Below are 21,825 nucleotides of genomic sequence, written 5' to 3'. Positions count from 1 at the left end.
CGGCATCGAGGAGTTCGTGTGAACACCAACCACCCGTCAGATCCCGCGACCACCGTACTTTCCGGACCCAGTGCGCTCGCTGACTCCGGCGCCGTTGCCGGGTCCAGTGCGCTCGCTGACTCCGGCGCCGTTGCCGAGTCCAGTGCGGTCGCTGACTCTGGCGCCGTTGCCGAGTCCAGTGCGCTCGCTGACTCCGGCGCCGTTGCCGGGTCCAGCGCAGCCGCCGGTGTCAGCGCCGGCTCCGGGCCCGAGGAGTACAGCGTGCCTGATCCGATCGGGGGTGTGCCAGCGAAATTCGCCACCCTGGGGCTCACATTCGACGATGTGCTGCTGCTGCCCGGCGCGACCGACGTGATCCCGAGCGAGGCCGACACCTCGGCGCGGCTGTCACGCAACATCACGCTGAAGCTGCCGCTGGTGTCGGCGGCGATGGACACTGTCACCGAGGCGCGGATGGCAATCGCGATGGCTCGCCAGGGTGGCATCGGGATCCTGCATCGCAACCTCTCGATCGAGGAGCAGGCCCAGCAGGCCGATCTGGTCAAGCGGTCCGAGGCCGGCATGGTCACCCACCCGGTCACCACCTCGCCGACGACGACGCTGGCCGAGGTCGATGCGCTGTGCGCTCGGTACCGCATCTCCGGGCTGCCGGTGGTCGACGGCGACGGCCTGCTGGTGGGCATCATCACCAACCGCGACCTGCGCTTCGAGACCGATTTCTCGCGCCGGGTGGCCGAGGTGATGACGCCGATGCCGCTGGTGACCGCGCAGGTCGGCGTGCACAAGGACGTCGCGCTGGGGCTGCTGGCCAAGCACAAGATCGAGAAGCTGCCGCTGGTCGATGCCGCCGGGCGGTTGCAGGGCCTGATCACCGTCAAGGACTTCACCAAGAGCGAGCAGTTCCCGCTGGCCACCAAGGACCTGTCCGGACGGCTGCGGGTCGGTGCCGCCGTCGGCTTCTTCGACGACGCCTGGAAGCGCGCCATGGCCCTGGTCGAGGCCGGCGTGGACGTGCTGATAGTCGACACCGCCAACGGGCATGCCCGTGGCGTCACTGACATGATCCGGCGGCTCAAGTCCGAGCCGGCGGCTGAGGGCGTCGACATCATCGGCGGCAACGTCGCGACCCGGGCCGGAGCCCAGGCGCTCGTCGACGCCGGTGCCGACGGGGTCAAGGTAGGGGTCGGGCCGGGGTCGATCTGCACCACCCGGGTGATCGCCGGGGTCGGCGTGCCGCAGGTATCGGCGATCTACGAGGCGGCGCTGGCGTGCCGTCCGGCAGGGGTGCCGGTGATCGGTGACGGCGGGCTGCAGTATTCCGGTGACATCGCCAAGGCGCTGGCGGCCGGCGCCGACACGGTGATGCTCGGTTCACTGCTGGCCGGCTGCGAGGAGTCGCCGGGCGAGCTGGTGTTCATCAACGGCAAGCAGTTCAAGTCCTACCGCGGGATGGGCTCGCTCGGGGCGATGCAGACCCGCGGACGGGTCAAGTCCTACTCCAAGGACCGGTACTTCCAGGGTGACGTGACCGACAACGACAAGCTGGTACCGGAGGGGATCGAGGGGCAGGTGCCCTACCGCGGCCCGCTCGCGGCGGTGGCCTACCAGCTGATCGGCGGGCTGCGGCAGTCGATGTTCTACGTAGGCGCGCACAGCATCGACGAGCTGCAACGCAACGCACAGTTCGTCCGGATCACCGCCGCCGGGTTGAAGGAATCGCACCCGCACGACATCCGGATGACGGTGGAGGCACCGAACTACAGCGGTCACTGAACCACAGCGGTCACTGAACTACAGCGGTCACTGAACTACGGCGGTCACTGAACTACAGCTGTCACTGGTCACTACAGCGGCGGTCACTGAACTACAGCGGTCACTGAACCACAGCGGTCACTGGTCACTACAGCGTCACTGGTCCGCTGCTCTAGGGTGCGGGCATGACTCGTGCCGACAAGCCTGCTGGCGATCTGGGCGATCTTGGCGACAAAGCTGCCGCGCTGCGCCGGCTGCACACCGACCCTGAGCTGCTGGTGCTGGTCAACGTCTGGGATGTGGCCAGCGCCAAGGTGGTCGCCGGGTTGCCGGGCTGCCGCGCCGTGGCGACCGCCAGCCACTCGATCGCGGCATCGTTCGGCTACCCCGACGGTGAGGTCATGCCCGCCTCGCTGATGATCGAGGCGGTCGGCCGGATCGCCGCGGCGGTGTCGCTGCCGGTCACCGCCGACCTGGAGGCCGGCTACGGCGACGTCGGGGAGACCGTCCGCAAGGCCATCGGCGTCGGGGTCGTGGGGGCAAACATCGAGGACCAGCTGCGCCCGCTGGACGAGGCGGTGGCCGGCGTCCGGGCGGCGGTGGCGGCCGGCGAGGCGGAGGGGGTGCCGTTCGTGCTGAACGCCCGCACCGATGCCTACCTGCTGGCCCGTGACCGGGATCCGTCGAAGCTGCTGGCCGAGGCGATCGCGCGCGGCCGGGCCTTTCTGGATGCCGGTGCCGACTGCGTCTTCGTGCCCGGCCGGCTCGACGCGGACACGGTGCGGCAGCTGGTCGAGGGGATCGGCGAGCGCAAGGTGAGCGTGCTGGGACTGCCCGGCACGCCGGAACCACGCGAGCTGGCGGAACTCGGCGTCGCCCGGGTGTCCTTCGGCCCCTGGCCCCAGCGAGTCGCCCTGACCTCGCTGGTCGACGTCGGCGCCGACCTGCTCGCCGGCGCCGGCCTGCCCGGCTGGGCTCGCAGCGTCAGCTGACGCCTTGGCCTGCTGGGCTCGCAGCGTCAGCTGACGCCTTGGCCTGCTCGGCTCGCAGCGTCAGCTGACGCCTTGGCCGGTAGCAGCCACAACTCACCAACTTTCTTGGATTGTGGTCTGGTTCGGCCCCGCTGCACCGTCACGGCCGAAGATTGCGTTGCGGTCGTTGCTCCGGGTCGAGCCAGGCCGGCGGGATGAACCAGGGCACGCCGTCGCGCATGGTGATCTGCCAGCCGCCGGTGTCGATCCGGTCATGGTGGTGGTCACAGAGCAGGCAGAGGTTGCCCAGATCGGTCGGGCCGCCTTCTCGCCACGGGATGATGTGGTGCCGCTCGGTCCACTCCGGTGGATCGGTGCAACCGGGAAAGCAGCAGCCCTGGTCACGGGCGATCAACGCGAGGGTCTGCTTGTCGCTGGCCACCCGCCGGGTAGTGCCGTAGTCGACGACACCGCCCTTACTGTTGTGCACGATCCAGGCGATGGCTGCCTGATCGGCAAGTCGCAGTGCCTGGCCGACGCTGAGCTTCTGCCCGTGACTGGTGGTCGCCAGGCCGGTGCCGGTCCGGAACTGCTCAGCAGTCATGGTGATCAGCACGGTTGCCGGGACGCCACCGGAGGCGGGCAGCTCACCAGCGCGCAGGGCAAGTTTCAGCACGCTGCGGAAGGCGTCGTGCATCCGCTGCCCCGCGGTGCGCTCATCGTGGTCACCGTTGGCCGACGGTTTCGGTACGGCAAGCGCATGCAGCACCGTCATCGCCAGGGCTGCGGTCTCGGTGTCGAGGTCGGCGGTGAGCCGGTGCATGCCATCTCCGTTCGGCACGCAGCTGAGGAAGCGTCGCCGTTGTTGACTGCGTTCCTCGGCCAGCCGACCGTCGGGATCCAGGGTGTCCAGCAACCGCCTGGCGATTCCGGTCAGGGTGCCGGCGTCGAACCGGTGCGCCTGCTCGACGAGGAAGGTTTCGGCATCGGCCTGTTGCTCGATGGGCAGCTGTGCCGAGCGCAGCCTGGCCATCGCCTGGATGATCACCTCTGCCTGCCGGGCGGTGATCGAACCGGCAGCGCGGGCGGCAGCGGCAGCGGGCAGTAAGGGCGGGAGTCGCTCACCGGTCAGGCTGGTGCGCGGCCCGAGCTCGCGAGCGTGGCGTACCCGGGTGCTGCTTTCAGCCGGTGAGAGGGTGAGCAGTCCGGACAGCAGTTGCTTCGATCCGCGCAGCACGTACCGGCCTGCCAGGTTGCGTGCCTCCAGCTCGGCGATCAGCACATGATCGAGGGCTTCGAGTTGCCGACGGGCCCGTTCAGCCAGCCGCAGTACCTCGAGCAGGTCGTCATCGGCAAGCGCGGAGAACGGGCACTCGGCAAGCTCGGCGACAGCGACCGGCAATGCCGATGCCCTTACCGTCGCCTCGTCAACCATCACCGTTGCCGTCATACATCAGACACTAGAGGGAGGGTCTGACGACTCCGCGATGCTGAAGGGCTGCTGTGGATAACTGGCCTAGGCGAGCTGGCAAATCTAGCGACACCACCGCACGTACGGATCCGGTCCGAGCAGCATCATGGTAGCCAGCAACGGGATCGCGCGACCTAGCAATCACGGCAGGGATCCGGTGACACCTTCGCCCCGGTACGTTTTGCCCTAGTCGTAAAGGATGTTAGTGACGTTGAGCCACCAACCATACCCCCACTGTGGGCGCGGGTCCCTAGCAGTCGGTCATGGCCTGGTTCGCCACAGCGCAGACCCCTTCATCGCTCACGCCAAGGAGTTCTCCGGGCGCCACAGTTCCAAGGTAGGGATGCCCGGCGTCTCGAACCCGAGCACCTGCCCGTAGAAGGACAGCTCGGCCTCCCGTGCGCCGATCAGGGACTCGGCCCGCCGGAAGCCGTGCGACTCCCCGGCATAGGCACGGTAGGCGTGCGGAATCCCCTTAGCTATCAAGGCATCCCGGAACATCTCCGCCTGCGCCGGCGGCACCACCGGGTCGTCCAGGCCCTGCAACATCAGCACCGGGCAGGACAGCCCGTCCACGTTCGACAGCGGTGCCCGCGACTGGTACAGCGGCAGCGCCTCCGGTAGCGGGCCGACCAGCCCGTCCAGATAACGGGATTCGAAGTCGTGGGTGGACTCGGCGAACTTGATCAGCTCGGCAACGCCGAAATAGCTCACCCCGCAGGCGAACACCTTGGTGCTGGTCAGCGCCGACAGTACCGTCCAGCCGCCTGCCGAACCGCCCTGGATGGCCAGCCGGTTGCCGTCGGCGAGGCCCTCGTCGGCGAGCCCGCGCACCACGGCCACGATGTCCTCGACATCGACCACACCCCACTGCCCGCGCAGCCGCTCCCGGTAGGCGCGGCCGTACCCGGTGGAGCCGCCGTAGTTGACGTCCACCACGCCCATCCCGCGGCTGGTCAGGTAGCTGACGGCCAGGTCCACCTTCGGCGACACCCGCGAGGTCGGCCCGCCGTGCACGAAGGCGACGTAGGGCGGCAGTTCGCCCTCGGGCGCGCTGAAGTCCGGATTGTTGGGCGGGTACACCAGGGCATGGACGTCGCGGCCACCCGGCCCGGTGAAGGTCATCGACCGTGCCTCGGGCAGGTAGTCCGCCGGCGGCAGCTCGTCGTTGCTCAGCCGCAGGTCGGTCAGCTCGCCGGTGGCCAGGTCCAGCGCCCGCAACCCGCTGTCGGTCCGGGAGCCGCCGCAGGTCAGCAACGCGCGGCCGTCCGCCACGCCGCTCAGCCCGATCGTGCTGATGTCACCAAGGTCGAAGTCGGTCAGCTCGCCGGTTGCCGGGTCGAGCACCGCCAGCCAGTCCAGGCCCAGGGTCCGCACGGTCAGCAGCCGCCCGTCGGCCAGGGGCGTGTACCACTGGCGTCCCAGCTGCCAGAGCGGCCCGCCGAAGTCCTCCGACCGGGGACAGAGCGGCTGCGGCTCGGAACCGTCGGCCAGCGGCATGCGGTAGAGGTTCCACCAGCCGGACCGGTCGCTGATCACGAACAGGCTGGTGTCATCAGCCCATTCCGGCTGCAGCACCGACTCGGTGGTCGAGCCCAGCAGGGTCCGCCACGGCCCGCAGACGCCGTCCTCGGTCAGCTCCGCCACCCGTAGCTCGGTGCCGTCCCACGGCATCTGCGGGTGCTCCCAGGCGATCCAGGCCAGCTTGGTGCCGTCGGGTGACAGCCTGGCGTGGGTCAGGAAGTGGGACCCGGACACCACCGACCGGATCCGCGATGGGTCCTCGGCAGCCGAGCCGTCCAGCGGCACCGCGCACACGTCACGGGTGATGGTGCCGTCGGGCTGGTGGCTCTCGCGGATGCACCACACCTCGGTGCCGTCGGCCGAGAGCTCCGGCTCGGCGTAGCGCAGGCTCGCGGGCTCCGAGCCCACCGGGGTCAGCGGCTCCGGCTCCCGCGAGCCGGCGGCCAGCCGGTACAGCCGCTGGTCGGTGAACTCGGCGAACAGCAGGCTGCCGTCAGGGCCGGCCGTCCAGGAGGCGCCGCCGTACTCGTGCACCCGGGTACGGGCGTTCCACGGTGCCGGCAGGACGTCCTCGGGTTCGCCGTCGGCCGCCAGCCTCCGGATGGACTGGCGCCCGGCTTCGGCGGGGCGCAACTCGCTCCACCACAACTCGCCACCCACATAATGTCCGCCGTAGACGGGGTGCTGGCTGCGTACCAGGTCGGCCGCGCTGATCGGTGAGGTCCATGAGCCGTAGGGTGCTGTCTGCATAACGCAGATCATGCCTGGTGCCCACACCGCGCGCGAACGGGCCTGACGGGTGTGGCCGTGCTGCTCAGGCGCCGGCGAAGCCGTGCTGGCGCCAGGCCTCGTACGCGGCGACGGCGGCGGCGTTGGACAGGTTCAACGACCGGCGGCCGGCCAGCATCGGGATGCGGACCTCGGCGGTGATCCGCCGGTCGGCAAGCACGGCCGCGGGCAGCCCGGTCGGCTCGGTTCCGAACAGCAGCACGTCACCGGGCTGGTAGCGCACCTCGGTGAACGGGGTAGCGGCCCGGGTGGTGAAGGCGTACACCCGGGACCCTGCGGCGATCGGGTCCGCCGGCGGTGCCGACCCCGACGATGACGCCGCCGATGACGCCGACGATGACGCCGGCGCCGACGACGATGCCGGCGGTGCCGCCCCCGACGGTGCCCACGCCGCCCAGGCCGCGTCGAGGTCGCGGTGCACGATGACCGAGGCCAGGTCGTGGTAATCCAGACCGGCCCGGCGCAGCTTGGCATCGGAGAGGTCGAAACCCAGCGGCCCGATCAGGTGAAGCTCGCTGCCGGTGGCAGCCACCAGCCGGATGGCGTTGCCGGTGTTGGGCGGGATCTTGGGTTCGAGGAAGGCGATCCGGAACATCAGCGGCCGGCTCCCGCTGACGGTGCGGAGCTACCCGGCGAGTCGCCCGGGGAGCCGTCCGGGGAGCCGTCCGGGGAACCGATCGGCGGTGCCCACGACGGCCGCGGGATGAGGCAGAACGGATGGCCGGCCGGGTCGGCGAACACCCGCGGCCCCGGCCCCGACGCCTGCCCGGACGCCACCTCCGGCACCGGCAGCCGGCGGGCGCCCAGGGCCAAGACCTTCGGTTCGGCCTCGTCCAGGTCCTCGACCATCACGTCCAGGTGCAGCTGCTGCGGACGTGCCGGATCCGGCCAGTCCGGCGCCCGGTACTCGGCCGCGAGCTGGAAGGCCAGCCCCGACGAGCGGTCGTGCACCGCCACCACCACGAAGTCCGGCCGCTGCCAGGTGATCGGCCAGCCGAGCAGCTCGGAGTAGAACCGGGCCAGGGCAGCCGGCTCCGGGCAATCGAGCACGATGTGGTGCAGCCGTCCGATCATGCTGAGCAGCCCTTCTCTCGCCAACTCCCGCCGCCGACTCCCGCCGCCGACTCCCGCCGCCGACTCCTGCCGCCGACTCCTGCCGCCGACTCCTGCCGCCTGCTCCCGCCGCCGTGCCCGCACCGGCGCCGGCCGGGCCATAGGGCAGACTTTGGCACATGCCTGAAACCGTTGAGATCGGCCTGGGACGCGACGCCCGCCGCGGTTACCACCTGGACGAGATCGCCCTGGTGCCGACCCGGCGTACCCGGGGGTCCTCGGTGGTCTCGACCGCCTGGCAGATCGACGCGCACACCTTCGAGCTGCCGCTGGTGGCCGCACCGTCGGACGCGGTGGTCTCGCCCACGACGGCCGTCGAGATCGAGCGCCTCGGTGGCCTGGCGGTGCTCAACGGCGAGGGGCTGTGGGCTCGCTACGAGGACCCGGCGCAGGCGCTGGCCAGCATCGCCGACGAGTCCGGCTGCACCACCAGCACGCTGCAGCAGCTCTACTCCCAGCCGGTCTCGCCCGAGCTGCTGGCCCGCCGCACCAGCGAGCTGCAGGCCGCCGGCGTGCGGGTGGCAGTCCGGCTGTCGCCGCAGCACACCGTGGCACTCTCACCGGCGGTGCTCAAGGCCGGCGTGGACCTGCTGGTGATCCAGGGCACCGTGATCTCCGCCGAGCATGTCGGTTCCGAAGACTCCGCCGACGAGGCCCTCAACCTCAAGACCTTCATCGCCGACCTGGACATTCCGGTGCTGGTGGGCGGCGTGACCAATTACCAGACCGCGCTGCACCTGATGCGCACCGGGGCGGCCGGGGTCATCATCGGCTACGGGGCGCATTCGGGCTCCACCACCCACTCCGCGCTGGGCATCGACGTCCCGATGGCCACCGCGATCGCGGACGCCGCCGCGGCCCGGCGCGCCTACCTGGACGAGACCGGCGGCCGGTATGTCCATCTGATCGCCTACGGCGACATCACCACCGGGGGCGACATCGCCAAGGCGCTGGTCTGCGGGGCCGATGCGGTGATGCTGGGCGAGGCGCTGGCCGGTGCGGCCGAAGCGCCCGGTGGCGGGCGGTACTGGGACCCGACCGCCTCGCATCCGCGGGTGCCGCGCTCAGCCCTTGTCGACCTGGGCGTCGACCCGCAGGACCGCCCGCCGCTGGCGGAGCTGCTGCTCGGCCCGACCGCGGACCCCAGCGGTGAGCGCAACCTGTTCGGGTCGCTGCGCCGGGTGATGGCCAAATGCGGCTACTCCTCGGTCAAGGAGTTCCAGAAGGCCGAGCTGATCGTCACCGGCCGCTGACAACACACGCTGATAACAAAGACTGCACAAGTCCGTGCAATCGACTTGATGCGCCGCAGGCTCGCGCGCACACTGGACACGTGCTTTTGGCAGTGGTATTGATCGGGCTGCTCGCGCTGCCATACCTGGTGGGCAGGGCGGTCCGAGTGGTGCGCCGCCAGTGCGAGTTGATCGCAGAGCAGCGCGCCGAACAGCGCCGGCCGGCTGGTGCCACGGTGCCGATCGAGAAGGTCGCGGCGGACCTGCGCCGGCTGCGCGCCCAGCTGGAAGCCAGAGAGAACCGGCCGGGTTCGACCGGCAAGGGCATGCGGATGGGCGCGGTCCGGACCGCCTACCTCCAGGTGCTCGCCGAGGCCTGCCAGCGGCTCGAGGTGGCGCCGCCGCGGTCCGGTCCGCACTGGCACACCCCGCTTGCCGAGATCTACCGGGTCGAGGCACAGCTGCGCGAGCGCGGCCTGGACGTCCGGCCGGTCAGCCTGGCTGGCTCCCGGGCGGCCTGAGCCCCCGGACCGGTCGTCGGGCACGACCCCCTGCCGTCCGGCTGCAACGTTCCACTGTTCCTGGCGCATCTGCCTCTCAGACCCGTCGTTACCGTCGGTACTGGGGTACCAGCGGCAGTAGGCAGGGAGGAGCCAGCATGCGGTTGCTTGCCGTGACCGTGCTCACCGCCTTGGCGGTTACCGGCTGCGCATCGACGCAGTCCACCGCGAGGGGCGGATCCAGCACCGGCTTCAGCACCGGTACGGCGTCGGCAGGCCCGACCGGCAGCGGCCCGGCAGTCGGCGGTAGCGGGGCTACCAGCGGCAGCTCGCCGGGCACGAGCTCGGCACCGGTGGCTGCCCGGTGTCCGGACCAGCTGGACGAGGGCCAGTACAACGGCAGGCAGGCCAAGCCGGTGTCCGGTGACGTCACCGTGGACTGGGTGCTGCGCTGCCGGGTCGCACCTCAGCCGGACGGCAGCCGGTTCCTGCTCACCGAGCGTTCGACCAGCGACCCGACGGCGTTGCTGGCGGCGTTGCGGTCCTCGGACGAGCCGCGCAGCAGCGGCGCCTGCCCGATGATCCGGGTGGTGGTGCCGTACTTCGCGCTCGTGCAGCGCGACGGCCGGGTGGTGGTGCCGAAGATCCCGCTCACCGGCTGCGGGATGCCGCAGACCGGGGTGCTGCAGGCCCTGAACCAGATGAGCTTCGAGGTGATCGGCAGGAAGCGGCTGCCCTGAGCCGGCCGGCTACAGCCAGCCGTTGCGCTTGAACGCCAGGTACAGCGCCCCGGCCAGCACCGCGATGACCAGCACGCTGCTGACGAAACCGGAATGGTGCCCGAAGCCCGGGTAGGGCACGTTCTGGCCGTAGAAACCGGTGACGGCGGTCGGGATGGCGATCAGCGCGGTGTAGGACGTCAGCTTCTTCATGATCGTGTTCAGCCGGGCGTCCTGCAGCGAGAGGTTGGTCTCGAACACCGAACTGATCATGTCCCGCAGCGATTCGGTCCACTCGGTCGCGCGCAGCACGTGGTCGTACAAGTCGTCGAGGTAGGGCCGCAGCTCCTGCGGCACGTCGCTGTCGCGGCGGGCCAGGGTGTTGACCACCTCGCGCATCGGCAGCACCGCCCGGCGGGTCTGGACCAGCGACTTGCGCAGCGCGAACGTCCGGCGTTGCAGCTGGTGGGTGCCGTTCGCCTGGTCGAACAGCAGGTCCTCAAGGTCCTCGATCTCGTCGTCGAGGGCTTGCACGACGTCGAACTGGCCGTCGACCAGCACGTCGAGCATTCCCCAGGCCAGCGCCTTCACCCCGTAGCGCATCAGCTCGGCGTTCTCGTCCCAGCGATCGACGATGGTGTCGATGTCGAACCATTCGCCGGCATGGACGGTGACGAACGCCTGCTTGAGCACGAACGCCGAAACCTGGACGTCGCGCAAGTCGCCGCTCTCGCGGTCCAGTCGCAACGCGCGGGCGGTGAGGAAGGTGTGGCTGGCGTAGCGGGAGGCCTTCGGGCGCTCGTGGTGGGCCACCGCGTCCTCGATGGCCAGCTTGTCCAGCGACAGCTCCGCACCCAGTTCGGCCAGCCGGGCTGCGTCCGGGGCCTGCAGGTCCGCCCACACCATGCAGTCCGGCTGGCAGACGTAGTCCGACAGCTCCTCGAAGGCGAAGTCCTCCTTCTCCAGGACGCCGTCGCGCCACAGTCTGGTGCGGATGGCTGCTTCGGTCATGCTCACTCGTCTCCACGCCGGGGCGCTGGCCGTCGGTGCGGCCGTATCGTGTCGAGCATGTCATGGAATGCGGCGCAACTTCCCTCCTTCGCCGGCCGGACCGCGCTGGTCACCGGCGGCAATTCCGGCATCGGCTGGTACACCGCGCTGGAGCTGGCCCGGCACGGCGCCCGGGTCCGGTTGGCCAGCCGGAACGCCGAGCGCGGCGCTGAGGCGGTGAGCCGTATCGAGGCGCAGCTGCCCGGTGCCGACATCGAGCCGGTGCAGCTGGACCTGGCCTCGCTCGCCTCGGTCAAGGCACTGGCCGACGGCTGGAACGGCCCGTTGCACCTGCTGGTCAACAACGCCGGGGTGATGGCGCCGCCGGAGCTGCGCAAGACCGAGGACGGTTTCGAGCTGCAGTTCGGCACCAACCACCTCGGCCATTTCGCGCTGACCGGCCGGCTGCTGCCGGCGCTGCTGTCGGCCGGCAGCGGTGCCAGCGGGGGTGGTGCCAGCGGCGGTGGTTCCAGTGGCGGTGGTTCCAGCGGCAGCGGTCCCGGCGACGGCGGCCTCAGCGGTGCCCGGGTGGTGACGGTGTCCTCGCTGCTGCACCGGGGCGGCCGGGCTGGGCCGTTGCGCGGGGAGCCCGAGCGGGGCTACTCGCCGCAGTTGGCCTATGCGAACTCCAAGCTCGCCAACGTGCTGTTCGCGCTGGAGCTGCAGCGCCGCGCCGAGGCCCATGCAGCGCCGCTGACCTCGACGGCCGCCCATCCGGGCGTCTCGCAGACGAACCTGATGCTCAACCCGGACGGGATGGGCGCCCGGTCGCGGTCGCGACTGATACGCCACACGGTGGGACGGCTGGTCTTCCAGTCGGCGGCGGCCGGGTCGGAGCCGACGCTGTACGCCGCCAGCGTCGCCGCGCCCGGCTCGTACAGCGGGCCGCAGTGGCCCGGCGGCATGCGCGGTCCGGCGGGGCCTGCCACACCGAGCAGGACCGCCCGGGACCCGCGGCTGGCCGCCGAGCTGTGGGACCTGAGCGAGCGGCTGACCGGGGTGAGCTACCAGTGGTCGTGAGCATGGTCGACCAGCGGTTGCCGGGTGACTGACCACCCCTGGTCGCTGGGCTGATAGCGGGGCCGGCTCTGCGAGAATGACCCGGTGCAGACCGACACCGTGCTCGTCGTTGACTATGGGGCGCAGTACGCGCAGCTGATCGCCCGCCGGGTGCGCGAGGCCAACGTCTACTCCGAGATCGTGCCGTCCTCGATGCCGGCCGCCGAGATGCTGGCCCGGGAGCCGAAGGCGATCATCCTGTCCGGTGGCCCGGCGTCGGTGTACGCCCCGGACGCGCCCAGCACCGACCCGGCGCTGTTCGAGGGTGGGGTGCCGGTGTTCGGCATCTGCTACGGCTTCCAGGCGATGACCCAGGCGCTCGGGGGCGAGGTCGCCAACACCGGCGGGTCGGAGTTCGGCCGGACGCTGCTGTCGATCACCTCGCCCGGGGTGCTGTTCGCTGAGGCCCGCGACCCGCGGCAGGTCTGGATGTCACACGGCGACGAGGTGACCCGGGCGCCTGAGGGGTTCGTGGTGACCGCGTCCTCGGCAGGTGCCCCGGTCGCCGCCTTCGAGGACATCGGGCGCGGGCTGGCCGGCGTGCAGTTCCATCCGGAGGTGCTGCACACCGAGCACGGCCAGCAGCTGCTGAAGAACTTCCTCTACGACATCGCCGGCCTGAAACCGACCTGGACCGACGCGAACATCATCGATGAGCAGGTCTCGGCGATCCGCGCGCAGGTAGGGAACTCCCGGGTGATCTGCGGGCTGTCCGGCGGGGTGGACTCGGCGGTGGCCGCGGCGCTGGTGCAGCGCGCGGTGGGGGATCAGCTGACCTGCGTGTTCGTCGACCACGGGCTGCTGCGGGCCGGCGAGGCGGAGCAGGTCGAGACCGATTTCGTGGCGGCGACCGGGGTGTCGCTGAAGATCGTCGATGCCCGCCGGCAGTTCCTGGACGCCCTGGCCGGGGTGACCGATCCGGAGACCAAGCGGAAGATCATCGGGCGGGAGTTCATCCGGTCCTTCGAGCAGGCCGAGCGCGAGCTGATCGCTTCGAGTTCGGATGGCCCGCCGTTCGAGTTCCTGGTGCAGGGCACGCTGTATCCGGACGTGGTGGAGTCCGGCGGCGGCACCGGGACGGCGAACATCAAGAGCCACCACAATGTCGGCGGGCTGCCGTCGGACCTGCTGTTCAAGCTGGTGGAGCCGCTGCGCTCGCTGTTCAAGGACGAGGTGCGCCGGGTCGGGCTGGAGTTGGGGCTGCCGGAGCAGATCGTCTGGCGACAGCCGTTTCCCGGTCCGGGCCTGGGGATCCGGATCATCGGCGCGGTGGATGCCGAGCGGCTGGAGATCCTGCGCCGGGCCGATTCGATCGCCCGGGCCGAGCTGTCGGCGGCCGGGTTGGACCGGTCGATCTGGCAGTGCCCGGTGGTGCTGCTGGCCGACGTCCGGTCGGTGGGCGTGCAGGGTGACGGGCGGTCCTACGGGCACCCGGTGGTGCTGCGTCCGGTGTCGTCGGAGGACGCGATGACCGCCGACTGGACCCGGGTGCCCTACGACGTGCTGGAGAAGATCTCGACCCGGATCACCAACGAGGTGCGCGAGGTCAACCGGGTGGTGCTGGACGTGACGTCCAAGCCCCCCGGCACCATCGAATGGGAGTGAGCCGCGGTCTTGCGGCACGCGACCGGGTCTGCTGGTCTAGTGACTTGATACCGTCTTAACCCGAAAGCGCTGATTATGCATATTCAGGTGAGAGACTGGGCAATCGACCCCCAGCCGCAAGACGGAAGGCTCACCCATGAGCAGGAACCCAACCGGAGTCCCCCGGGATCACCGGCGCCGGCTCAACCGGCGTACCGGCCTGGGCTCGGCGTTATTCCTCGCTGGTGTGCTGCTCGTCCTGGGTGGCGCAGGCCAGCCGAGTGCGGGCGCGGCCACGCCAGCGGCGGTCAATCAGTGCAACGGTACTGACAATGCCGGCGGCCAGGCGGTGGTGTGCACCGTGTCCGTCACAAACAATCTCGACCTCAGTACGGGCCTCTCCAGTTCCAGCGCGACGGTCACTGAATGCCACGGCGCGGCGAACGCTGAGCCTACCTGCACCACCACCGTCACCAACCGTCCCCACCAGCCCGTCATCTCTGTCACCCAATGCGACGGTTCGGGCAACGGCGGCGGCGGAACGGTGACCTGTGCCGTCGAAGTGGTCAACAAGATCACCGGGACGGCCACCGGAGAGCCGGCGAGTGTCAACCAGTGCATCGGTTCTGGAACCGGCGGCGGTATCGAACCGACCATCCTGTGCACGCCCGTAGGGAGCACCACCGATGCCGTCGTCGACCAATGCAACAGCTCCGGCAACGGCGGAGGCGGGACCCTACGAGTTCGATGCACGGTCCTCCCGTCCACGCAGGTCGCCGCCCTGTCCGTCACCATCGATCAATGCAACGGCTCCGGCAATGGGGGTGGGGCCACCGTCACCTGCACCGCCTCCCTCCTGAACACCATCATCGGCGCACCAGCGACCAGTGGCCCTCCGACTGCCACCGCACCGGTGACCACCGCCAGCCGCACTGCCACCGCGCCGGTGACCAGCCCGCGGGTGACCAGTGGTCCACCGGTAAGCACCACTACCCCGCCCGTGGTGGGTTCGCCGCCGGTCGGCAGCCCGCCGTTCATCCCTCCGGCGGGGCTTACCGGTGATAGCCCACCCAGCGTCGGGGGTAGCACTGGTCACGGCCTACGCGGAGTTGGAGCGCTTCTGCTGCTAACCGGCGTCGCGTTGTTGGCGCGTCGTCGTCGGCTGGAGTGACCGTCAGCAAGGCTCTGGTGGTCGCGGCGGTCGCTGTCGCCACGACGGCGGGATGCCAGTCCAACGTGGCCATGCCCACTCGATCGCACATCGCCTCCGTCGCGACGCACGACCGTCCTCGACCAACTCCATCCCAGCGCGTCGGCATCAGCGCGTTGCCCTTCTCATTGGTGGTCAACACCCACCAGGGCGCCATCTCCGCGCCGGTCGCTCCTCTGGTCGCCTCTGTGCACGCCGACGGCCACGCAGATCCCATCGACCCTCCGCATGCCACGGCCCGGGAGTGGCTGACTGCCGTCTGGATCGCCCAATCGGCCTACCCGGACAGGCCTTCCACCGGCACCAGTTACGTCTACGGGCACGCATGCCACCATCACGCCTGCGCGTTCACCGGGCTGCGCAACGTCCGTTCCGGTGATGCCATCACGGTGACGACGACGGCGCGCGAGCTGAGCTACCACGTCTGCGCCACCGGCATCTCGCCCAAGTCGGGCGACCTTGAAGTGCCCCGCTGTGCGAATGGGGCGCCGGACCTCGTCCTCGTCACCTGTGAGTACGAGGGGGGCGACGTCAGCGCCAACAATCTCGTCGTCGTCGCCACGTCGACCGATTGAGATCAGCGGGAGCTGTTCAGCAGCAGCCGGGCCCAGGCGTCGGCCAACCAGGTTGCGAACTCGTCCGGAGTCCAACCGCGTTGCCGGACCAGGAGATCCCAGTACTCGGCGGCGTTCATGCTCCAGACGATGTCGGCTACCTGGCCGTCGCTGAGATCGTCGCGGAGGTCTCCGGTGGCTCGCAGGGTGGCGGCGAGTGCTCGCATGTTGGTGGCTCTGCGTTCGGAAATCTCAGTCCACAGTGTCGCGCAGTCCTTGTCGGTGATGGCGGCGTCGCGCAGCGCCAGAAAGACCGGCGCCAGGCGCTCCTGGATGGCGGTGATGGCCTGGGCGTAGATCGTGATGGCTTCCAGGGCGGTGGGGGCGGCCCGCATCCGGATGACGTAGTCGCGCTGTTCTGCGGGCACGGCCTGATCGGTGCCGGAGATAGCGGTCTCGACGAGCTCGCGTAGCAGCGCGGGCTTGCGGCCCACCGTCGCGTAGATGGTGTCCGGTGACACTCGTGCGTGCCGGGCGATATCGGCGATGGTCGTTCCGGTATAGCCCTTGGTCACAAAGAGATGCCGCGCTGCCAGCAGTACCGCCTGCCGGGTCGCTTCGGCCTGCTCCGCCCGCCGCGGGGAGTGGTAAGCACGGGGGCTTCCTTGCTGCTTGACGTGGTCGGCCATTCCGTCGTACCGTCACCTTATTCATCCGAAAGCCTTTCGGATATAATATCAGGAGGCCCGGTCATGGTCTACGCGTACATCCAGAACGTTCCCATCGGCGAGGATGTGTACCGCCGCGTGATCGACGCGATCGGTCCGGAGCCCCTCGAAGGCTCACTGCTGCACCTGTGCGTCCGGGAGCCTGACGGGAAGTTGCGCTACATCGACGTGTGGGAGTCCGAAGAAGCCTGCGCGCAGGCGTTCGAGGAACGGATTCACCCAGCGGTCAACGCCGCGTTCGGGGGCGAGCGCCCCTCGGCGGAACCGACTGTTCACCGGTTGGATGTCCTGCACGCCACGGGAAGCCTGGTCGAGTCCAGCTGGGCCTGACGCGCGCCGACCCACTCATCGGATTGCGCCCTAGCGGTCCGACGGTGGCTACTGGGCCGCCAGCCAGGCGCATAGGAACGGCACAGGGTTTCGCACAATGTTCTCAAGGGCGCCGCGGTCTACCTGTGGCACTGCAACATCGACGGTGCGTCGCGACGTCCAGCTCGCGCTGCCGGAAGAGGCCTGCGCCAAGGTGTACGCGACCACCGGCTACCAGCAGAGCGTGCAGAACCTGGCCCGGACCTCGCTGACCTCGGACAATGTGTTCGGCAACGACGGCGGCACCCATCAGCTGGCCACGATGAGCGGATCGGTGTCGCGTGGCTACACCGCCTCGCTGACAGTGGCCGTCTGAACGGCTCGCCCAGCTGGGGGGATTGCGCCCAGCTGAGGGGATTGCCCTTAGTTAGCAGGCCTTTGCCTGAGCCGACCGGTAACCCAGCACGGCGAGGCCTTAAAGAAATGGCCGGGCTGGGACGATGATGCGGTCGTGAGTGTTCTCCGAAGCGCCGACGGCCTGACCCAGGCCGAGCTGTCCCGACTGGCCGCCCTGCACACCCTCGAGGTGCTGGACCAGCCTCGCAGCTTCCAGCTGGACGCCCTTGCCCGATTGGCGGCCTTCATCTGTGGAACCCCGACCGCGGTGGTGAACCTGATCGATGCGGACCGGCAGTTCTCCGCCGCCGCCTACGGTTGCGAGCCGGCTGACGTCAGCAGGCAGGAGTCGATGTGCGCCACCAGCATCGAGTCCGTCGACGTCAGCTACACCGCCGACGCCACCGAGGACGCCCGCTGGTCCGACAACCCCTACGTCACCGGGCAACTCGACCGGATCCGGCTCTACGCGGCCGCCCCGCTGATCCTCAGCGGCGGCGAGGTGATCGGCACCGTGTGCGCGTTCAGCGGGCAACGCCAGGAGCTGACCCGCCTGCAACTGGAACGGCTGCGCGACATCGCCGACCAGGTGGTGCTGGTGCTCCAGCTCCGCGACGACGCCGCTCGGCTGGGCCATGCGGCCACCCGTGACCACCTGACCGGCCTGCCGAACCGCGCGCTGTTCTCTCAAGCCCTGGAGATGGCACTGGCCAAGCATGAGCGCGGGTCAGCCACGCCCACCGTGATCTTCCTGGACCTCGACCGGTTCAAGGCGGTCAACGACACCCACGGCCACGCGGCAGGCGATGAGTTGCTTCGTGCGGTGGCGCACCGGCTGCTGGAGACGGTGCGGGCCACCGACCTGATTGCCCGGCTGTCCGGCGACGAGCTGGTCATCCTGACCGAGTCGGCCGCCGGTGACCCACCAACGGCGCTGCTCACCCGGCTGGCCGAGGCCTTCGGCACGCCGTTCGAGCTGTCCTGCGGCCCTCGGCGACACCCCGGCCAGCCTGGTGGCCCGTGCCGACGCGGCGATGTACGAGTCCAAGCACCGATCGGACGGGTGGCCGCGCTGAGCGTGCCCGCCGCGCTGAGCGTGCCCGCCGCGCTGAGCGTGCCCGCCACGCTGAGCGTGCCCGCCGCGCTGAGCGTGCCCGCCGCGCTGAGCGTGCCCGCCGCGCTCGCCGCCAATCGTTGGCCGCGCTGCGGCGGGCCGCTCGGCGAGTCGCCCTGCTACGCGGCCAACGATCGGCAACCAACGGCGAGAAGGGCAACCAACGGCGAGAAGGCAACCAACGGCGAGATGTGCCACCACGACGCCGAACGGATCAGCCGGGTAGGACCGGCCGCCGGCCGAACGGCCAGCCGAGCAGGACCGACGGTCCGGTCGCGGCGGTGAAACCACCGTCCGCCTCCTGAGTGATGTGCCAGACGCGGACATCCTTGCCACCGAGAGCGACGTCCTTCTCAGAGAAGCGCACGCTGTCTCGATGGACCGCACCGACACCGCGGACCACCGTCGTCCCCGTTTCCGTCGAGAGGGTGAAGTCGGTCTCGCCCCGGAAGTCGGCCAGCGCGGTCGGAACCCGGCCCCGGCAAGCCTTGACGTGGTAGAGGCGGCCCGAGGCGACCGGTCCCGCCGGATAGAGCGCCATGCGATATACCACTGCGATTCCCTCCGCCCGCGCGCAGCTGGACTCAGTACCAGTGCCGGCGGCCACCGACGCCACGACCGGCAGAGCCGACGACCGCCAGGATCAGGCCGATGACGAGCAGGATGATGCCCAGCGTCCACAGGATCGTGATGCCGGTGATGAATCCGATGATGAGCAGGATGATGCCCAGGATGATCATGAGGTCTCTCCCGTTTGGCACTGCGGCGCCAGAGTTTCCGGCGTCTTCCAGCACTTCTCACTGCACCACCCCTAGGGCCGGTGCGGTACACCCCTACGGAGGTTTATTGTCCAGGGATGACCACGAACCGGCCCGCGCCGAACGCGCCGATCACCGTGGCGCTGGTCGATGACTACGACGTGGTGGTGCTGGGCGTGGCGCAGATGTTCCAGCAGTACGACGACCGGATCACGATCGCTGAGCTCGACACTAATGAGCCCGTCGTCGACAGCGTGGACATCGCGCTCTATGACTCCTTCGCCCAACCCGAGTCCGATCACGACGAGATAGCCGTCCTGGTCGAGAATCCCCGCGCCCGGCGAGTGGTGGTCTACACCTGGAACTTCCACCCCGATCTGATCGCCAGCGCCTGCCAGCAAGGAGCGCGCGGTTACCTCTCCAAGACCCTGCCCGCCCGCGATCTCGTCGCCGCGCTGGAAGCCGTGCATGCCGGTGAGCTGGTCATCAGCGACCCGCCGCAGCGGGCCCGCAGCGCACCCGGCCTGGACTGGCCGGGCCGGCGCGAAGGGCTCACCGACCGGGAAGCCGAGATCCTGGCGCTCATCACCCAGGGCAAGAGCAACGCCGACGTGGCCAGGCTGACCTACCTCAGCCCGAACACCGTGAAGTCCTACATCCGCACCATCTACCGGAAGATCGGCGTGGCCAGCCGAACCCAGGCCGTCCTCTGGGGTGTCAAGCACGGCTTCACGCCCGACCGGCACCGCATCGACCACTGGCGCGGCGGGCCCTGACACTGCGACCACTGGCGCGGCGGGCCCTGACACCGCGACACCTGACACCTGACACCGCGGCACCTGACACCGCGGCACCTGACACCGCGGCACCTGACGCCGCGCACCTGACGCCGCGGCACCCGGCCATCCTCGGTGCCGGTGGCGTATCTGATCCGCCGCAACCACCCGCTGCCGCCTGCGAGGGACGTGGTAGAAACTCCCGTATCCGCTTCCGGGCACATCCGCTTCCGGCACATCCACTTCCGGCAACAGGAGGATCGCATGGGCGACATCGCGAGCAAGGTCGACAAGGCGTATGAGACCAAGAGCATCAGCGAACTCGCCGACGCGCCGGTAGACGCGCTTCAGGGTGTCAGCGCCGGCGACGCCGAGCACCTTCAGGCCGCGTTCAACATCAAGACCGTGCGCGACCTGGGCACCAACAAGTACTTCCTGTGGGCCCAAGCCATCGCGAAGCTGGCCGACTGACCCCTGCGAGGCCTGCGCGACGTCAGGCACAGCGCGAGCGGGACTCCTAGCTGCAGTTGCCGGCTCAATGCAACCATTGCCCCGGCCAGGCGTCTCTGGAGGTAGCACCACGACTGGGGTGGTGCGCCGAGCCGGGGACGGTGGCCATGAGGACGACGATGGTGCGCAACAAGGATGTGCCGGTGCAGCTATCACCGGTGGACGATGCCGACTCGGCGGTGGCCGCACTGTTCCAGTCCCATCGGCTGGCCATGGTGCGGCTGGCGTTGCTGCTCGTCGACGATGTCGAGACCAGCGAGGACGTGGTGCAGGAGGCCTTCGCGGCCCTGCACCGGCGCTGGCCGGCGCTCGCCGACCAGGAGGCGGCGGTCGGTTACCTGCGCAGCTGCGTGCTGAACGGATCGCGTTCGGTGCTGCGCCGGCGCCGGACGGTCCGCCGCAATCCCTATCCCGAGGCAGACACCCTGTCGGTCGAGGGTGCTGACGGGCGGGTGCTGCTGGCCGAGGAGCACCGCGAGGTGATCGGCGCGCTGCAACGGCTGCCTCGACGGCAACGCGAGGTGATCGTGCTGCGGTACTGGTCCGAGCTCTCCGAAGCAGAGATCGCTGCCACCCTGGGCATCTCCGTAGGTGCCGTCAAATCCAACGCGTTCCACGGTCGCCAGGCGATCGCCGCAGCACTTGGAGGTGCCGAATGAACACCGTCGACGACCGGATCTCAGCCGCCCTGCGCGCCCGGGCCGAATCGCTGACCGAGGATGACCTGTCACCGGCCTTGCCGCCCGTCGGCCACTGGGCACAGCCTGCCCGCGGCCGGTGGACCGCCCCGCTGCTGGCCGCCGCCGTCGTCGGGATCGCGGCGGCGGGCACCGTCACCGCGGTGCAGTTGAGCCGCTCGGACCACGCCAGCCCGGCCCGGCCGACGGTGTCGGTACATCCCACGCCCAGCGGGGTCATACCGACACCGTCAGCATCCACTCCGGTGCCGTCGCAGTCGGCGTCGCAGCCCGTGCCGTCGAAGTCGGCGTCCCGGCCGGCTCCGTCGCACCCGGCGTCGCAGCCGGCTCCGTCACAGTCGGCGTCCCACCCGCCGGCGCTCCCGCCGTTCAAGCTGGCTTACCAGCCGCTGTGGCCGTTCGGCAGCTACTCCGAGGCCGAGCAGTGGCGCACGAAGGACGGCGGATCGCAGCCGTGGCACCTCGACGCCGGCCAGACCGCGCTGAACTTCACCCGGTCCTACCTGGGATTCACCGAGATCGACCAGGTCGGCACGTCCGTGCTGAGCGATGCCGGCGCCCACGTCGACGTCGGTTACCTCAATCCCAACGGCCAGCTCAGTGTCGCGGCCACCCTGCACCTGGTCCGGTACGGCGACGCCGCGGACTCGCCGTGGGAGGTGGTCGGCAGCGACGACACCACGCTCACGCTGGAGCAGCCGGCCTACGGATCGCAGGTCAGCTCGCCGATGACCATCGGCGGCCACATCACCGGGGTGGACGAGAACATCGTGGTGTCGGTGCTCGCCAGCCAGACCGACCGCGCCACGCTGGCCCGGATCCCGGCCGGTGGTGACGGGTCGCCCTGGACCACCGGGGAGGTTTCCTTCACCCAGCGTGGGGTGTTGACCATCGTGGCCAGCACCGGCGGCCACGTGCAGCAGGTGGAACGGTTCGCGATCCAGGGCGTGCACACCTGACGTCCGCTCCCGCCACGGCTCAGCGCCGGGTTGGTGCCCTTGCGGCACC

Annotated in this window: 24 protein-coding genes; 16 read left to right on the top strand and 8 right to left on the bottom strand. The window is 69.8% G+C overall.

Annotated features, from left to right (window positions below):
* Window positions 1–261: 261 nt before the first annotated feature.
* Both guaB and VF542_RS10685 read left to right on the top strand, forming a co-directional pair.
* Window positions 262–1,773: an IMP dehydrogenase gene (guaB, locus tag VF542_RS10690; protein WP_408651696.1), complete on the top strand. Its 1,512-nt coding sequence runs from the start codon at window positions 262–264 to the stop codon at window positions 1,771–1,773.
* Window positions 1,774–1,937: 164 nt separating this feature from the next.
* Window positions 1,938–2,744: an isocitrate lyase/PEP mutase family protein gene (locus VF542_RS10685; RefSeq protein ID WP_408651690.1), complete on the top strand. Its 807-nt coding sequence runs from the start codon at window positions 1,938–1,940 to the stop codon at window positions 2,742–2,744.
* A 139-nt stretch (window positions 2,745–2,883) separates the two neighbouring features.
* On the opposite strand, the gene VF542_RS10680 is transcribed toward VF542_RS10685, so the two are convergent.
* The 4 genes from VF542_RS10680 to VF542_RS10665 all read right to left on the bottom strand — a co-directional run bounded on the left by VF542_RS10680 (window position 2,884) and on the right by VF542_RS10665 (window position 7,581).
* Window positions 2,884–4,173, bottom strand: coding sequence for an HNH endonuclease signature motif containing protein (locus tag VF542_RS10680; protein ID WP_408651689.1), 1,290 nt, complete (start codon window positions 4,171–4,173; stop codon window positions 2,884–2,886).
* 321 nt (window positions 4,174–4,494) lie between these two features.
* Window positions 4,495–6,468 (bottom strand): S9 family peptidase, encoded by a 1,974-nt coding sequence (locus VF542_RS10675; protein ID WP_408651688.1) that lies wholly within the window; start codon window positions 6,466–6,468, stop codon window positions 4,495–4,497.
* A 64-nt stretch (window positions 6,469–6,532) separates the two neighbouring features.
* Window positions 6,533–7,102, bottom strand: coding sequence for a tRNA (cytidine(34)-2'-O)-methyltransferase (locus tag VF542_RS10670; protein ID WP_408651687.1), 570 nt, complete (start codon window positions 7,100–7,102; stop codon window positions 6,533–6,535).
* Window positions 7,102–7,581, bottom strand: coding sequence for a VOC family protein (locus VF542_RS10665; RefSeq protein WP_408651686.1), 480 nt, complete (start codon window positions 7,579–7,581; stop codon window positions 7,102–7,104). Before VF542_RS10665 ends, VF542_RS10670 begins: the two co-directional genes overlap by 1 nt.
* Before the next feature lie 158 nt (window positions 7,582–7,739).
* Here VF542_RS10665 and VF542_RS10660 point away from each other — a divergent pair, with 158 nt between their 5' ends.
* The 3 genes from VF542_RS10660 to VF542_RS10650 all read left to right on the top strand — a co-directional run bounded on the left by VF542_RS10660 (window position 7,740) and on the right by VF542_RS10650 (window position 10,092).
* Window positions 7,740–8,873 carry a GuaB3 family IMP dehydrogenase-related protein gene (locus VF542_RS10660; RefSeq protein WP_408651685.1) on the top strand — a complete coding sequence of 378 codons (1,134 nt, stop codon included), beginning with the start codon at window positions 7,740–7,742 and terminating at the stop codon, window positions 8,871–8,873.
* A gap of 80 nt (window positions 8,874–8,953) precedes the next feature.
* The gene (locus VF542_RS10655; RefSeq protein ID WP_408651684.1) at window positions 8,954–9,373 is read left to right on the top strand and encodes a hypothetical protein; all 420 of its coding nucleotides are present in this window, start codon (window positions 8,954–8,956) and stop codon (window positions 9,371–9,373) included.
* Between the two features lie 137 nt (window positions 9,374–9,510).
* Window positions 9,511–10,092 (top strand): hypothetical protein, encoded by a 582-nt coding sequence (locus VF542_RS10650; protein WP_408651683.1) that lies wholly within the window; start codon window positions 9,511–9,513, stop codon window positions 10,090–10,092.
* A 9-nt stretch (window positions 10,093–10,101) separates the two neighbouring features.
* Here the strand turns inward: VF542_RS10650 and VF542_RS10645 are convergent, their stop codons facing one another.
* Complete coding sequence (locus VF542_RS10645) at window positions 10,102–11,082, bottom strand: magnesium transporter CorA family protein (protein WP_408651682.1); 981 nt, start codon at window positions 11,080–11,082, stop codon at window positions 10,102–10,104.
* A 57-nt stretch (window positions 11,083–11,139) separates the two neighbouring features.
* Between VF542_RS10645 and VF542_RS10640 the strand changes: the two genes are divergently transcribed.
* The 4 genes from VF542_RS10640 (at window position 11,140) to VF542_RS10625 (ending at window position 15,549) form a co-directional block, all read left to right on the top strand.
* Window positions 11,140–12,141, top strand: a complete 1,002-nt coding sequence (locus VF542_RS10640) for an SDR family NAD(P)-dependent oxidoreductase (protein WP_408651681.1) — start codon at window positions 11,140–11,142, stop codon at window positions 12,139–12,141.
* Window positions 12,142–12,225: 84 nt separating this feature from the next.
* Complete coding sequence (gene guaA, locus VF542_RS10635) at window positions 12,226–13,785, top strand: glutamine-hydrolyzing GMP synthase (protein ID WP_408651680.1); 1,560 nt, start codon at window positions 12,226–12,228, stop codon at window positions 13,783–13,785.
* 136 nt (window positions 13,786–13,921) lie between these two features.
* The gene (locus tag VF542_RS10630; protein WP_408651679.1) at window positions 13,922–14,935 is read left to right on the top strand and encodes a hypothetical protein; all 1,014 of its coding nucleotides are present in this window, start codon (window positions 13,922–13,924) and stop codon (window positions 14,933–14,935) included.
* The gene (locus VF542_RS10625; protein WP_408651678.1) at window positions 14,932–15,549 is read left to right on the top strand and encodes a sortase domain-bontaining protein; all 618 of its coding nucleotides are present in this window, start codon (window positions 14,932–14,934) and stop codon (window positions 15,547–15,549) included. Before VF542_RS10630 ends, VF542_RS10625 begins: the two co-directional genes overlap by 4 nt.
* A gap of 2 nt (window positions 15,550–15,551) precedes the next feature.
* Here VF542_RS10625 and VF542_RS10620 read toward each other — a convergent pair whose 3' ends face one another.
* Entirely contained in the window at window positions 15,552–16,217 is a 666-nt protein-coding gene (locus tag VF542_RS10620; protein ID WP_408651677.1) for a TetR/AcrR family transcriptional regulator, read from the bottom strand.
* A 63-nt stretch (window positions 16,218–16,280) separates the two neighbouring features.
* Between VF542_RS10620 and VF542_RS10615 the strand changes: the two genes are divergently transcribed.
* The 3 genes from VF542_RS10615 (at window position 16,281) to VF542_RS10605 (ending at window position 18,360) form a co-directional block, all read left to right on the top strand.
* Entirely contained in the window at window positions 16,281–16,586 is a 306-nt protein-coding gene (locus VF542_RS10615) for a hypothetical protein (RefSeq protein ID WP_408651676.1), read from the top strand.
* A 145-nt stretch (window positions 16,587–16,731) separates the two neighbouring features.
* The gene (locus VF542_RS10610) at window positions 16,732–16,941 is read left to right on the top strand and encodes a hypothetical protein (protein ID WP_408651675.1); all 210 of its coding nucleotides are present in this window, start codon (window positions 16,732–16,734) and stop codon (window positions 16,939–16,941) included.
* Between the two features lie 135 nt (window positions 16,942–17,076).
* Window positions 17,077–18,360, top strand: a complete 1,284-nt coding sequence (locus tag VF542_RS10605) for a diguanylate cyclase domain-containing protein (RefSeq protein ID WP_408651674.1) — start codon at window positions 17,077–17,079, stop codon at window positions 18,358–18,360.
* Here VF542_RS10605 and VF542_RS10600 read toward each other — a convergent pair.
* Window positions 18,290–18,616, bottom strand: a complete 327-nt coding sequence (locus VF542_RS10600; protein ID WP_408651673.1) for a hypothetical protein — start codon at window positions 18,614–18,616, stop codon at window positions 18,290–18,292. The two genes, VF542_RS10605 and VF542_RS10600, sit on opposite strands and share 71 nt — an antisense overlap.
* Before the next feature lie 43 nt (window positions 18,617–18,659).
* Window positions 18,660–18,815, bottom strand: a complete 156-nt coding sequence (locus tag VF542_RS10595) for a DUF6131 family protein (protein WP_408651672.1) — start codon at window positions 18,813–18,815, stop codon at window positions 18,660–18,662.
* 116 nt (window positions 18,816–18,931) lie between these two features.
* Here VF542_RS10595 and VF542_RS10590 point away from each other — a divergent pair, with 116 nt between their 5' ends.
* The 4 genes from VF542_RS10590 (at window position 18,932) to VF542_RS10575 (ending at window position 21,776) form a co-directional block, all read left to right on the top strand.
* The gene (locus tag VF542_RS10590) at window positions 18,932–19,609 is read left to right on the top strand and encodes a LuxR C-terminal-related transcriptional regulator (RefSeq protein ID WP_408651671.1); all 678 of its coding nucleotides are present in this window, start codon (window positions 18,932–18,934) and stop codon (window positions 19,607–19,609) included.
* Window positions 19,610–19,873: 264 nt separating this feature from the next.
* Window positions 19,874–20,080 carry a hypothetical protein gene (locus VF542_RS10585; protein WP_408651695.1) on the top strand — a complete coding sequence of 69 codons (207 nt, stop codon included), beginning with the start codon at window positions 19,874–19,876 and terminating at the stop codon, window positions 20,078–20,080.
* Between the two features lie 146 nt (window positions 20,081–20,226).
* Window positions 20,227–20,778 (top strand): RNA polymerase sigma factor, encoded by a 552-nt coding sequence (locus tag VF542_RS10580; RefSeq protein ID WP_408651670.1) that lies wholly within the window; start codon window positions 20,227–20,229, stop codon window positions 20,776–20,778.
* Window positions 20,775–21,776, top strand: coding sequence for a hypothetical protein (locus VF542_RS10575; RefSeq protein ID WP_408651669.1), 1,002 nt, complete (start codon window positions 20,775–20,777; stop codon window positions 21,774–21,776). The genes VF542_RS10580 and VF542_RS10575 overlap by 4 nt, the downstream gene beginning before the upstream one ends.
* Window positions 21,777–21,825: the final 49 nt, after the last annotated feature.

This window comes from Jatrophihabitans sp., assembly GCF_036389215.1.
Taxonomy (GTDB): domain Bacteria; phylum Actinomycetota; class Actinomycetes; order Mycobacteriales; family Jatrophihabitantaceae; genus Jatrophihabitans_A.
The sequence above is the reverse complement of the archived record's forward strand: the minus strand, read 5'-3'. Positions and strand labels throughout refer to the sequence as shown.